Origin of the sequence: Enterobacter sp. SORGH_AS_0287 (assembly GCF_031453695.1) — a bacterium.
Classification (GTDB): Bacteria; Pseudomonadota; Gammaproteobacteria; order Enterobacterales; family Enterobacteriaceae; genus Enterobacter; species Enterobacter ludwigii.
Map to the genome: position 1 here is coordinate 3,142,498 of NZ_JAVIZW010000001.1, position 13,857 is coordinate 3,156,354.

Below are 13,857 nucleotides of genomic sequence, written 5' to 3' on the forward strand. Positions count from 1 at the left end.
GAATAAACTATTTCGCGCATTCGCTTTTGTTGAATAATTTATTCTTACCCCCCTTTCAGTGAGGAACGTTATGCAACCGGACGCGCACAAGCGTGCATTAATTGCAGGCTCCATTGGTAACTTTATCGAGTGGTATGAGTTTGCGGTCTATGGTTTTCTGGCAACCGTAATTGCGAAGAACTTCTTCCAGCTTGAGGGGGACGCGGGGCTGACCAGCCTGATCCTCACCTACGCTTCCTTTGCCATCGCCTTCTTCTTCCGCCCGCTGGGCGCGGTGGTGTTTGGCAGAATAGGTGACCGGATAGGCCGAAAACCGACGCTGATTATTGTACTGGTGCTGATGACGCTGTCCACCGCCGCAATCGGTATTGTGCCGGTCTATGCCAGCATCGGTATTGCCGCCCCGCTGATTATCACGCTGCTGCGCATCCTGCAGGGATTGTTCGCCGGTGGTGAGTATGGCGGCGCCGTCTCGCTGATGACGGAGTTTGCCCCACGCGGCAAGCGGGGCCTCTACGGTGCATGGCAGTCATTTACCGTCGCGCTGGGCCTGTTAGCAGGCGCTGGCATTGTCGCACTGCTCTCCGCCCTTCTGACACCGGAAGCCCTGCATGACTGGGGCTGGCGCATCCCGTTCTTCCTGGCATTACCGATGGGCGTGGTGGCGCTGTGGCTGCGGGTGAGTATGGAAGAGACGCCAAGCTTTGTGCAACAACAGGAAAAGCCGGTTGCCGCTCAGGCTGATACCGTCGCCACGCTCAACGCCATTGCGATGGGCATTGGCCGGGTGATGGTCTGGTCAGCGGCGGGTTATACCTATCTGGTGATTATGCCCACCTATCTGCAGTCGGCGCTGCATACCGGATTTAATCAGGCGCTGTTGATTGCGGTGATTTCGAACATCGGTTTTGCGCTGACGATTATTCCGTCCGGGATCCTGAGCGACAAAATCGGACGCCGCACGGTGATGATCGTCGCCACCACGTTGCTGCTGCTCCTTGCCCTGCCGCTGCTGAAGGTTTTACAGGCGGAGTCCAGCACGCTGGCCATCAAAGCGCTGGTGGTGCTGATTGCGGGTGGTCTGGTGGGGATGCTGGCAGGCCCCGGGCCGGCGATGCTCTCAGAGATGTTCCCGACGCGCGTACGGTATACCGGGCTTGGGCTGGCTTATTCCCTGTCGAACGCCCTTTTCTCGGGCTGCGCGGGGCTGATTATTACCGGGCTGATTAAAGAGACGGGCAACCTGGATATTCCGGCTTATTACGTCATGGCGACGGCGGTAGTGAGTATCTTCGCGCTGATGACGCTCAGGAAGGATGACCATTTGCGGTCACTGGAGGAGTGAGTTTTTCACCGTCTGGTGACCCTCCCACAGAAAATACGAAAAGCCGTCCTCAGGACGGCCTTGCTGTTTATTCCCCGCGCTGACGTACCGCTTCAAACAGGCAGATACCTGTTGCCACGGAGACGTTCAGAGACGACACGCTGCCCGCCATTGGAATGCTGATCAGCTCATCGCAATGCTCACGGGTCAGACGGCGCATACCTTCGCCCTCGGCACCCATCACCAGTGCCAGACGGCCGGTCATCTTGCTCTGATACAGAGTATGATCCGCTTCACCCGCGGTACCGACGATCCAGATATTCTCTTCCTGCAGCATACGCATGGTGCGCGCCAGGTTGGTGACGCGGATCAGCGGTACGTTTTCCGCTGCGCCACAGGCCACTTTCTTCGCCGTCGCGTTAAGCTGTGCAGAGCGATCCCTCGGCACGATAACCGCATGAACACCTGCCGCATCTGCGCTTCGCAGACATGCGCCAAGGTTGTGCGGGTCGGTCACGCCGTCAAGGATCAGGAAGAATGGATTTTCCAGCCCGGCGATAAGATCCGGCAGATCGTTTTCCTGATACTGACGACCTGGCTTAACGCGGGCAATAATGCCCTGGTGAACGGCACCTTCACTTTTCTCATCCAGGAACTGGCGGTTCGCCAGCTGGATCACAACACCTTGTGCTTCCAGGGCGTGGATCAGCGGCATCAGACGTTTGTCTTCACGCCCTTTCAGAATAAACACTTCCTGAAAACGCTCCGGTGCGCGCTCCAGCAGGGCCTGCACCGCGTGGATGCCGTAAATCATTTCACTCATTGATGGTTCTCGTTCTGTCTTTTCTTTTCCCTCTCTCCGCAGGAGAGAGGGTCAGGTTGAGGGGGAGAATTACTCCGCCTGCTGTTTCTTCGCTGCGCGCTTTGCCCTGGTGGCAGCCGCAATTTTCTGCGTTTTGGTGGACGGCTTTTTCGCCTTCCGGGCCTCTTTCTTCACGGCCTTCGGCTTCTGTTTCTTCTCACCACGGAACGCGCTGTCTGGCTCGAAGTTTACCTTCTTACCCGCCTGACGACGTTTGCCACCGCTGTTGCCGTTGCCCCCTTTTTTCGTCTTTTCACGCGCCGTTTTACCCACATTACGCGGGGCACGCTCGCTGGAGATCAGGCTAAAGTCGATTTTACGGTCGTCCATATTAACGGCTTCGACCTTCACTTCCACGCGATCGCCAAGACGATAGGTCTGGCCGCCAGATTCACCAATCAGGCGCTGCCCGACCTGGTCGAAACGGTAATAGTCGTTATCCAGGCTGGAGACATGCACCAGACCGTCGATAAACAGTTCATCCAGACGGACGAAGAAACCAAAGCCGGTGACGCTGGCAATCACGCCTTTAAAGACGTTACCCACCTGGTCCAGCATAAAGTCACACTTCAGCCAGTCTGCCACGTCGCGCGTCGCTTCATCTGCACGACGTTCGGCCATGGAACAGTGCTGACCGAGTTGCAGCATCTCTTCCATTGAATAATGGTAGCCACCGGTTTCGGTCGTATTACCTTTATGACCCTGCTCCTGCGCCAGCAGATACTTGATCGCGCGGTGCAGGGAAAGGTCCGGATAACGACGGATCGGCGAGGTAAAGTGGGCGTAAGACTGCAGCGCCAGACCGAAGTGACCGCGGTTTTCCGGATCGTAAATCGCCTGCTTCATGGAACGCAGCAGCATGGTCTGCAGCATTTCTGCATCCGGGCGATCGCCAATCGACTCCAGCAATTCAGCGTAATCACGCGGCTCTGGCTTGTTACCGCCAGGCAGTTCCAGACCCAGTTCAGCCAGCACGGAGCGGAACGCAGTGATGGCTTCGGTCGACGGTTTATCGTGAATACGGAACAGCGCAGGTTCTTTGGCTTTCTCAACGAAACGTGCCGCCGAGATGTTTGCCAGAATCATACACTCTTCAATCAGCTTATGGGCATCGTTACGCTGGGTCTGCTCAATACGTTCAATGCGGCGTTCAGCGTTAAATATGAACTTCGCCTCTTCGCTCTCAAACGAGATCCCGCCGCGCTCTTCACGCGCCTGATCCAGCGTTTTGTAGAGGTTATGCAGCTCTTCGATGTGTTTCACCAGCGGCGCATACTGCTCACGCAGATCCTGATCGCCCTGCAGCATATGCCAGACCTTGGTGTAGGTCAGGCGCGCATGGGAGCTCATTACCGCTTCGTAGAATTTGTAACCCGTTAAGCGCCCTTTGGTGGAGATGGTCATCTCGCAGACCATGCAAAGGCGGTCAACCTGCGGGTTCAGGGAGCACAGGCCGTTAGACAAGACTTCCGGCAGCATCGGGATTACCTGCGACGGGAAGTAGACCGACGTTCCACGGCTGCGCGCTTCGTTATCCAGCGGAGTATGCGGGCGCACGTAATAGCTTACGTCAGCGATGGCAACCCACAGACGCCAGCCGCCGCCGCGTTTTTTCTCGCAATAAACGGCATCATCGAAGTCGCGGGCATCTTCACCATCAATAGTCACCAGCGGCAGATCGCGCAAATCCACGCGGCCCACTTTGGACTCTTCCGGCACGTCTTCTTTCAGGCCGACAACCTGCTCTTCAACCGCTTTCGGCCAGACGTAAGGAATTTCATGAGTACGCAGCGCCATATCAACGGCCATGCCGGTGCCCATGTTATCGCCTAACACTTCGACGATTTTCCCGACCGCCTTGGTGCGGCGGGTAGGACGCTGGGTGAGTTCAACCACCACCACAAAGCCCATACGGGCGCCCATCACCTCTTCAGGCGGGATCAGGATATCGAAGCTCAGGCGGCTGTCGTCCGGCACCACAAAGCCCACGCCAGCGTCGGTAAAGTAGCGGCCAACAATCTGGCTGGTTTTAGGGACCAGGACACGCACCACGCGCGCTTCGCGGCGACCTTTACGGTCCGCGCCCAGCGGTTGCGCCAGGATCTGGTCACCGTGAATGCACATCTTCATCTGCTCAGAGGAAAGATAAAGATCGTCTTTACGGCCTTCTACGCGCAGGAAGCCATAGCCATCACGGTGGCCGATGACGGTGCCTTTCAGCAGGTCAAGACGTTCGGGAAGCGCATAGCACTGACGGCGGGTAAAGACCAGTTGCCCGTCGCGCTCCATCGCGCGCAGGCGGCGGCGAAGGGCTTCAATTTGCTCTTCACCTTCAATGTTTAATTCAACGGCAAGTTCTTCACGATTGGCGGGTTTTTCGCGTTTTGTTAAGTGTTCAATGATGAACTCGCGGCTGGGGATAGGATTCGCGTATTTTTCGGCTTCGCGTTCCTGGAAAGGATCATGTGACATATCGGTTCCTCCGTTGTCAGCTCCGGTGGAAATTTTCTTCATTCCACCAGCAATAATTTATAAAGTGGTTGATTCTCTTCAACCAAATCGGCCAGCGTGTAGTTATCCAGTTCCTTGAGAAAACTTTGCACGGCCAGAGAAAGTGCCTGTTTAAGGCGACAAGCGGGCGTAATGTGGCAGAACGCGCTGCTGCAGTTCACCAGAGACAACGGCTCCAGTTCACGTACCACATCCCCAACACGAATACTCTGCGCCGGTTTACCGAGACGGATCCCACCATTCTTCCCGCGGACGGCAGCAACGTATCCGGCACGACTAAGTTGATTGATTATTTTGACCATATGATTACGGGACACACCGTATACCTCTGTAACCTCAGAGATACTGGTCATTTTCCCATCGGGTAACGACGCCATGTAAATCAGCGCGCGTAAGCCGTAATCGGTGAAACTTGTTAACTGCACATCAACCTCAGGAAAAAGGGAAAACGCGGATAAACCGCACAGATATTCATTAATGATGATAAACCAGCCAGATAGTAAGCGGCTAATTTATTTGACAGACGGGGCGAAAAAGCGGAGATCGAGGAGCGTTCGCCGGATGGCGCGACGCGTATCCAGCCTGCGGGTTGTCCCGCAGGCCAGCAGTCACGAAGATTATGCGTCGAACGGGTCGCGCAGGATCATCGTTTCAGTACGATCAGGGCCGGTAGAGATAATGTCGATCGGCACTTCGGTCAGTTCTTCAATACGCTTGATGTAATTCAGTGCTGCCTGCGGCAGACCGCTACGCTCTTTCACACCGAACGTCGTTTCAGACCAGCCTGGCATGGTTTCGTAGATTGGCTCGATGCCTTTCCAGTCATCCGCAGCCAGCGGAGTGGTGGTCACTTCGCGACCATCAGGCATACGGTAGCCTACGCAGAGTTTCACCTCTTTCAGACCGTCCAGCACGTCCAGTTTGGTCAGGCAGAAGCCAGACAGGGAGTTAATCTGTACTGCGCGACGCACGGCTACCACGTCCAGCCAGCCGGTACGACGACGACGACCGGTGGTCGCGCCAAACTCGTTACCCTGCTTGCACAGGAACTCGCCGGTTTCATCAAACAGCTCAGTCGGGAATGGACCCGCACCCACGCGAGTGGAGTAAGCTTTGATGATGCCCAGAACGTAATCCACATAACGTGGACCCAGACCAGAACCCGGTCGCAACGCCACCCGCGGTGGTGTTAGAGGAGGTGACGTACGGATAGGTACCGTGGTCGATGTCCAGCAGCGTACCCTGCGCACCTTCGAACATGACGAAATCGCCACGCTTGCGCGCCTGGTCCAGCAGATCGGACACATCAACAACCATACCGGTCAGAATGTCAGCAATCGCCATGACGTCATCCAGCACTTTCTGGTAGTCAACAGCGTCAGCTTTATAGAAGTTCACCAGCTGGAAGTTGTGATATTCCATCACTTCTTTCAGTTTTTCAGCGAACGTCTCTTTATCAAACAGATCGCCCACGCGCAGACCGCGACGAGCAACTTTGTCTTCGTAAGCCGGGCCGATACCACGACCGGTCGTGCCGATCGCTTTCGCGCCACGCGCTTTCTCACGCGCTACGTCCAGCGCCACGTGATAATCAAGGATCAGCGGGCAGGCTTCGGAGAGCAGCAGACGCTCGCGAACGGGGATACCACGGTCTTCCAGACCTTTCATCTCTTTCATCAGAGCAGCCGGAGACAGCACAACGCCGTTACCGATGATACTGGTGACGTTTTCGCGAAGAATGCCTGATGGAATAAGATGGAGGACGGTTTTTTCACCGTTGATTACGAGAGTATGGCCTGCGTTGTGACCGCCCTGGTAGCGTACAACATATTTAGCCCGTTCAGTCAGAAGATCAACAATCTTCCCTTTACCTTCGTCACCCCATTGGGTGCCCAGTACGACGACGTTGTTACCCATTTTTTTCAAAATCACCGTTTGCTTAAAAATGGATTCTACCATCGCTTTTTCAGATATACAGCACTTTTTGACCTCAAAATACGCCAAACCAGATTACTTTTTGATCAGCCAATCGTTTTCCTCAACATGTAGTAGATAACGATGCCGGCAACCACAAGTCCGCCCCCAAATCGACGCAAAATATTATCCGGCAACTGGCTCAGAGAGGCTATCATCCGACGCCATGCACGCGGATAAAGCATCGGTCCAAGGCCTTCCAGCACCAGAACCAGGGCCAGCGCAAGCCAAATCGTTGAATTCATTTTTAATCCTTATAAAAGAAAACCACCGCTCCGTTGAGAGCGGTGGTTTGAATACTCAAACTGGCCTGAGTTTATCGCGTTGCGTTAGCCGGCGTCTTCATGTAACGGAAGAAATCGCTGTCCGGGCTGAGCACCATCACATCCTGGTTGCTCTGGAAGCTGTTCTCGTAAGCACGCAGGCTACGGATAAAGGCGTAGAAGTCGGGATCCTGGCTGAAGGCATCGGCAAACAGTTTTGCCGCTTCGGCATCCCCTTCACCGCGCAGAATACGGCCCTGACGCTCAGATTCTGCCAGCGTCTTGGTCACTTCGTAATCCGCTGCCGCACGCAGTTTCTCCGCCTCTTCCTGACCTTGTGAACGATGACGACGGGCTACCGCTTCACGCTCGGCGCGCATACGGTTGTAAATCGCCTCGGACACTTCCGCTGGCAGGTTGATCTGCTTGATACGGACATCGACCACTTCGATACCCAGAGCAGCCATACTGTTCGGGTTGATCACCGGCACTTTGCCGTTGGTTTCAGCCTGAACGCGTTCTGCCGCTTTGGCAATGGCATCATCCGCTGCCGGGGTGGTGACTTCGTCTTCGGTTCCTGCAGAACCGGAGTTCAGCGCATCACGCACTTCCAGCGTCAGACGACCACGGGAGTCGGTGACGATGTCTTTCACATCCAGACGACCAATCTCAGAGCGCAGACGGTCAGAGAACTTACGTTTCAACAGCACTTCCGCCTGAGAAACGTCGCCACCGCCCGTTGCCAGGTAGTAGCGGCTGAAATCACTGATACGCCATTTGATGTAGGAATCGACGATCAGGTCTTTCTTCTCTTTGGTCACGAAACGGTCGGCCTGGTTATCCATGGTCTGGATACGGGCGTCGAGCGTTTTCACCGATTCAATCAGTGGCATTTTAAAGTGCAGGCCCGGCTCAAACACCAGCGGCTTGTTCTCGCTGTCGCGCAGAACTTTACCAAAACGCAGGGTAATTCCACGCTCGCCCTCTTTCACCACAAAGATAGAGGTATAAAGCACGACCAATACGATGATGATGATCGCAATAACTGACTTACGCATCCTTATTCCCCCTGACGCTGGTAGTCGTTACGCTGCGCGTTAGCACGGCGTTGGTCCATAATGTCACCATCGTTCGAAGAAGGCGTGGTTGTGGCGCTTGAGCTACCGGATGCCGCAGGTGGCAGACGCAGCAGGTTGTTGGCACCGCTGGTATCCGCCTTTGCCGCCGGCGCCGAACCGCCTTTCAGCATCTGATCCAACGGCAGTACCATCAGGTTTCCACCTTTGCTGTCGTTAACCAGTACCTTACGCGTATGGCTCAGCACTTTTTCCATGGTCTCAATATAAAGACGTTCACGGGTAATCTCCGGAGCCGCTTTATATTCTGGCAAAATCTTCGCGAAACGCGCCACTTCACCCTGAGCTTCCAGGACGGTCTGAGTTTTATACGCACGCGCTTCTTCAAGAATACGCTGCGCCTGACCGTTAGCACGTGGCTGAACTTCGTTGGTGTACGCTTCCGCTTCACGGATGTACTGTTGTTCGTTTTCACGGGCGGCAATGGCGTCATCAAACGCGGCCTTCACCTCTTCCGGCGGACGAGCAGCCTGGAAGTTGACGTCCAGCAGGGTGATACCCATGTTGTACGGGCGAATGGTCTCTTCCAGCTCACGCTGGGTATCGCTACGAATAACGGTACGACCTTCGGTCAGAATGCGGTCCATGGTGTATTTACCGATCACACCGCGCAGCGCACTGTCTGTGGCCTGACGCAGACTGTCATCTGCACTGGTCACGCTAAACAGGTAGTGCTGCGGATCGGTGACGCGGTACTGGACGTTCATCTCAACGCGCACAACGTTCTCGTCGGAGGTCAGCATCACGCCGGAGGCCGCCAGTTCACGGACAGACTCCACGTTCACCGCGGTCACGTCGTCAATGAAAGTCGGTTTCCAGTTCAGACCTGGTTCAACCAGATGGCTGAACTTCCCGAAACGGGTGACCACACCGCGTTCCGCTTCTTTAATGGTGTAGAACCCACTGGCAGCCCAGATGATCACCACGGCAGCGGCAACAATGCCCACCACGCGGCCCCCTAACTGCGGGCGCGGCCCCTGAGTGGAACCTCCACCAGAGCCAGAACCTTTACCTCCGCCAAGGCCACCAAGCTTCTTGCTTAGCTTGCGGAAGATATCATCCAGATCCGGCGGCCCCTGCTCGCGACCACCTTTGTTGCCATTTCCCCCAGAGTTGCCGCCTTGATTATTGCTGCTTCCCCACGGGTCGCGGTCTTGTCCGTTATTACCGGGCTGATTCCACGCCATGTATATGCTCCATATTTGTTATGCAAGGGCGAATTATTCAGGCATCCCCTTTCTGATCAGACGATATAGTCGACCAGCGCAGGTTCTTGTTTACAGAGGCGACGCCAGTCAACGATCGGCAAACGCACCTGCATCCCCACGCTGCCGTCATCCTCCATCCACTCTTTTTCTATCGCCTGAAGCTGATAAAACCGGCTGCGCAGCCTGCCTTCCTGTGGCGGCAATCGCAGCGTGTGCTGGGCTACCTCACCGGAAAGACGTTCTGTCAAAGCCTGGAAAAGCAGTGGCACACCAATACCGGTCTGAGCGGAAAGCCAGACCCGAATCGGTTTGTTCTCTTCATCTCGGTCGATACGCGGCTCAAAATCCTCCAGCATATCGATCTTGTTCATCACCAACAGCGTTGGGATGTCGTCGGCGTCGATCTCGTCGAGCACCACGTTTACCGCGTCGATGTTCTCCTGCAAGCGAACGTCTGCAGCATCAATGACGTGCAGCAGCAGGGTCGCCTGACGCGTCTCCTGCAGGGTGGCTTTAAACGCAGCCACCAGGTCATGCGGCAGGTGACGGATAAACCCTACGGTATCCGCCAGCACCGTTTCACCGACGTCGGCGACGTCAATACGACGCAATGTGGGGTCCAGGGTCGCAAACAGCTGGTCTGCGGCATAAACCTGGGCCTCAGTAATCTGGTTAAACAGGGTGGATTTACCGGCGTTGGTATACCCCACCAGCGACACCGTCGGGATGTCAGCTTTTGATCGCGCCCGACGTCCTTGCTCACGCTGTTTTTCAACGCGTTCCAGACGTGAAAGGATCTGGGTAATACGGCCACGCAACAGACGGCGGTCGGTTTCAAGCTGGGTCTCACCCGGACCGCGCAAACCAATCCCGCCCTTTTGTCTTTCAAGGTGGGTCCAGCCACGCACAAGCCGCGTTGCCAGATGGCGCAACTGCGCCAGCTCAACCTGCAGCTTACCTTCGTGAGTACGCGCACGTTGAGCGAAAATATCTAAAATCAAACCCGTGCGATCGATAACACGGCATTCGCAAAGACGTTCCAGGTTACGTTCCTGAGCCGGAGACAGCGCATGATCAAACAACACGACTGACGCGCCGGTTGCTTTTACGGCATCCGCAATTTCAACTGCTTTACCTTCACCAACAAAATACTTTGGGTGCGGCGCTTTACGGCTACCGGTAATCACCTGCATTGCTTCGACACCGGCGGAAGAGACCAGAGATTCAAACTCCTGGAGGTCTTCCATATCTTTGTCTTGCGTAAAATAGATGTGTACCAGCACCGCCTGCTCACCGGCATCATAACGGTCAAACAAGCGTAAATTCCTCAAAAAAGATCAGCGGGGAACGCAGGATCCCTGGCTCCCCGTGTGGATAACAGCCCGAAACCTTATTCGGTATCTTCGCTGTCCTGCGCAGGAGAAGAAGAACCCTGCGCGCTGCTGCCATGATGGTAGTTACTACCCGTGCCGCCGCCAGTGTTATTGCTGTGATGGGATACCGGACGAGACGGAACAACTGTAGAAATAGCGTGCTTATAGACCATCTGACTGACCGTGTTTTTCAACAGGATCACGAACTGATCGAAAGATTCAATCTGACCTTGCAGCTTAATACCATTCACCAAATAAATAGAAACTGGAACACGTTCCCGACGCAATGCGTTCAGGAACGGATCTTGTAAAGATTGCCCCTTAGCCATTCTATCTTTTCCTTATATGCTTGTTTTGTACTTAGAACCTTGCGATTCTGAAAAATTGCGCACGATACGACTCAATTGTACACATTCAGTGAGCGATATCACCAACAACCTCAATCACTTCGTTTAACGCCTGTTGCGGTTTTTCACTGTCTAACCAGTGAACACCGTCCCAACCGCGCAACCAGGTGATCTGGCGCTTCGCTAACTGTCTCGTGGCGCAAACACCTCGATAAACCATTTCATCATATGAAATCTCGCCTTCAAGATATGACCACATCTGGCGGTATCCCACACAACGAACGGAAGGCATATCCGTATGCAAATCTCCACGGGCAAATAGCGCCCGCACTTCTGCTTCAAAATCTGAAGCTAACATCTGATGAAAACGCTGCTCAATTCGTTGATGGAGCAGTTCACGGCTCGCCGGGGCGATGGCGAACTGATGCACCTGATACGGCAGAGCGTCTCCTGACGTTTGCGTCAGTTCCGTTAAAGTTTTACCCGAAATGAAAAAAACTTCCAGTGCCCGGGAAAGCCTTTGCGGATCATTTGGATGGATCCGTGCTGCGGCAACCGGGTCAATCTCGGCCAGTTGCTTATGCAAAACGTCCCATCCCTGCTCTGCCGCCTGCTGCTCAATTTTTGCTCTTACTTCCGGATCCGCTGATGGCAGAGGTGAAAGCCCCTCCAGCAACGCCTTGAAATAAAGCATGGTTCCGCCAACCAACAGCGGTATACGTCCCGCCGCCGTTATCTCGGCCATCTCAGCTAACGCATCACGGCGGAAATCCGCTGCGGAGTATGCCTGAGCCGGGTCGAGAATATCCAGCAAACGATGCGGTGCCGCACGCAGTTCGTCTGCGTCAGGCTTCGCCGTGCCGATGTCCATCCCTCGGTAGATAAGGGCAGAATCGACACTAATCAACTCTACAGGCAAAACTTTACGCAACTCAATGGCCAGTGCCGTTTTGCCGGAGGCCGTGGGGCCCATTAAAAAAATCGCCTTTGGCAGGCTCGCCTTGCTTACGTCAATCATATTTCAGGGCATTCATCGCCGTTTGTAAATCAACAGGTTGTAATAACCCACCTGGCGGTGTCTTCACCAGATGCGGGCAAAGGCGTTCAACCTCCGCCAGCACGCTAATGGCCTGCGCCATACTCCACGGCGCATGTTCGCTTGCCAGATGGCGGGCGATCCACTGCGCGGTGTTGGCGGCATCAAACGACGTTTGCTGCGCCAGGTAGCCTATCAGTTCAGGAATCAAGTTTTGTAAATTTTGTTGGCGTAAGGGTAAAGGCACTGCGCGAATGGTCACATGTTGCGATTCGAGCACCATTTCAATGCCCATCTGCGCCAACAGGGCCTCTGCGCGACGCAGTACCCCTATTTCTTCAGGGGATATTTTTAGCCGAACGGGGATCAGCAGCGGTTGTGCACAGGCCGCGTTTTCACCCGGAGTAAGTTGCACTTGTTTAAGCCAGCGTTCCGCCACCGGCAATGCCAGAAGCATCACGTGGCCTTCGCGCTCCAGCAGCGCCATATCCGGTGCAATAATCGTCAGAACCCGGCCAAAACTCTGGCTGTGGCCATCCAGCGAAGGCGCTGGCACCCCGACAGGCGCTTTGCGCTCCACCGCGGGAGTTTCCAGCAATTTGCGGTACAACGCTCCCTGCTGTTTTTGATAGCCAGGCTGGGCATTCGGATAGTTCGCTCCCGTTGGGCGCGGTGTGCTACCCGCAGCAGAGAAACGCGGGGCATCCGGCTCACGCGCCACGGCAGGTTCAGCAAAATGGTTCCGGCCCGCTGCAACACGGTTTTCCGGAAACGCGCGCGGGGCGGGTTCTTCTTTTTCCAGCGGCAGCGTCGGTTCAGCCTGCTGTTGCAATACGCTCAACACGCCCTGATAGATAAAATCATGCACCAGACGTGACTGGTGGAACCGCACTTCATGCTTGGCAGGATGGACGTTAACGTCCACCTGGTGAGGATCGATTTCTAGATAAAGCACAAACGCGGGTTGCTGATCTGCGCCCAGTTTATCTTCACAGGCCTGACGAATGGCGTGGTTGATGAGGCGATCACGCATCATGCGGCCGTTCACGTAGCAATACTGGATCTCAGCGAAGGCGGCGCTGCTCGCGTTGGGGTCAGCCACCCAGCCGCGCATGGCCAGATCGCCATGCTGCCACTCAATGGCCAGCGCGTGCTCGAGGAACGGCACGCCGCAGATAGCGCCCAAGCGGCGCTCTTTTTGCCCACCTTCCGCCACGGCGCGGTACTGGCGCATGACCTTGCCGTTATGGCTAAGGTTAATGGTCACGTCAAACCGCGCCAGGGCAATGCGACGAATGATCTCATCGATATGCCCAAACTCGGTTTTTTCGGTACGCATAAACTTGCGTCGGGCGGGGGTGTTATAAAACAGATCCAGCACTTCCAGCGTCGTACCGACCGGATGCGCCGCTGGTTTAATCGTCACGTCCATATCACGCCCTTCGGCGTACGCCTGCCAGGCTTCCTGCTGTTCAGCGGTACGGGAGGTGAGCGTGAGACGGGAAACGGAGCTGATACTGGCCAGCGCTTCCCCGCGAAAACCGAGGCTAATGATCGCTTCCAGGTCATCAAGAGAGGCAATTTTACTGGTGGCATGACGCGCCAGCGCTAGCGCCAGCTCGTCTTTTTTAATTCCACAGCCGTTGTCACGAATGCGAATCAGCTTTGCGCCGCCGCGTTCGATATCAATATCAATGCGGGTGGCCCCCGCATCAAGGCTGTTTTCTACCAGCTCCTTCACCACCGATGCAGGGCGCTCCACCACCTCACCGGCGGCGATTTGGTTCGCGAGCTGCGGCGGTAGAACCTGAATCGGCATGAAT

Annotated in this window: 11 protein-coding genes and 1 pseudogene; 1 reads left to right on the forward strand and 11 read right to left on the reverse strand. The window is 55.3% G+C overall.

Going from position 1 to position 13,857, the window contains the following annotated elements:
- Positions 1–70 precede the first annotated feature (70 nt).
- Complete coding sequence (locus tag QE396_RS14925) at positions 71–1,345, forward strand: MFS transporter (protein WP_020882941.1); 1,275 nt, start codon at positions 71–73, stop codon at positions 1,343–1,345.
- A 67-nt stretch (positions 1,346–1,412) separates the two neighbouring features.
- Here the strand turns inward: QE396_RS14925 and rlmB are convergent, their stop codons facing one another.
- The 11 genes and pseudogenes from rlmB to mutL all read right to left on the reverse strand — a co-directional run bounded on the left by rlmB (position 1,413) and on the right by mutL (position 13,853).
- Positions 1,413–2,147 carry a 23S rRNA (guanosine(2251)-2'-O)-methyltransferase RlmB gene (gene rlmB / locus QE396_RS14930; protein ID WP_014168319.1) on the reverse strand — a complete coding sequence of 245 codons (735 nt, stop codon included), beginning with the start codon at positions 2,145–2,147 and terminating at the stop codon, positions 1,413–1,415.
- 69 nt (positions 2,148–2,216) lie between these two features.
- Entirely contained in the window at positions 2,217–4,658 is a 2,442-nt protein-coding gene (gene rnr / locus QE396_RS14935) for a ribonuclease R (RefSeq protein WP_020882942.1), read from the reverse strand.
- Between the two features lie 38 nt (positions 4,659–4,696).
- On the reverse strand, positions 4,697–5,122 hold the full coding sequence (nsrR, locus tag QE396_RS14940) for a nitric oxide-sensing transcriptional repressor NsrR (protein ID WP_014168317.1): 426 nt from the start codon (positions 5,120–5,122) through the stop codon (positions 4,697–4,699).
- 192 nt (positions 5,123–5,314) lie between these two features.
- Positions 5,315–6,614 (reverse strand): annotated as a pseudogene (locus QE396_RS14945) (adenylosuccinate synthase).
- Between the two features lie 104 nt (positions 6,615–6,718).
- Positions 6,719–6,916: a DUF2065 domain-containing protein gene (locus QE396_RS14950; RefSeq protein ID WP_014168315.1), complete on the reverse strand. Its 198-nt coding sequence runs from the start codon at positions 6,914–6,916 to the stop codon at positions 6,719–6,721.
- 71 nt (positions 6,917–6,987) lie between these two features.
- Positions 6,988–7,992 (reverse strand): protease modulator HflC, encoded by a 1,005-nt coding sequence (gene hflC / locus QE396_RS14955; protein ID WP_014168314.1) that lies wholly within the window; start codon positions 7,990–7,992, stop codon positions 6,988–6,990.
- A gap of 2 nt (positions 7,993–7,994) precedes the next feature.
- Positions 7,995–9,257: an FtsH protease activity modulator HflK gene (gene hflK, locus QE396_RS14960; RefSeq protein ID WP_014168313.1), complete on the reverse strand. Its 1,263-nt coding sequence runs from the start codon at positions 9,255–9,257 to the stop codon at positions 7,995–7,997.
- A gap of 56 nt (positions 9,258–9,313) precedes the next feature.
- On the reverse strand, positions 9,314–10,594 hold the full coding sequence (hflX, locus tag QE396_RS14965) for a ribosome rescue GTPase HflX (RefSeq protein WP_020882944.1): 1,281 nt from the start codon (positions 10,592–10,594) through the stop codon (positions 9,314–9,316).
- Between the two features lie 74 nt (positions 10,595–10,668).
- On the reverse strand, positions 10,669–10,980 hold the full coding sequence (hfq, locus tag QE396_RS14970; protein ID WP_014168311.1) for an RNA chaperone Hfq: 312 nt from the start codon (positions 10,978–10,980) through the stop codon (positions 10,669–10,671).
- Between the two features lie 85 nt (positions 10,981–11,065).
- On the reverse strand, positions 11,066–12,016 hold the full coding sequence (gene miaA, locus QE396_RS14975) for a tRNA (adenosine(37)-N6)-dimethylallyltransferase MiaA (protein ID WP_014168310.1): 951 nt from the start codon (positions 12,014–12,016) through the stop codon (positions 11,066–11,068).
- Positions 12,009–13,853: a DNA mismatch repair endonuclease MutL gene (gene mutL, locus QE396_RS14980; RefSeq protein WP_020882945.1), complete on the reverse strand. Its 1,845-nt coding sequence runs from the start codon at positions 13,851–13,853 to the stop codon at positions 12,009–12,011. Before mutL ends, miaA begins: the two co-directional genes overlap by 8 nt.
- Between the last annotated feature and the right edge of the window lie 4 nt (positions 13,854–13,857).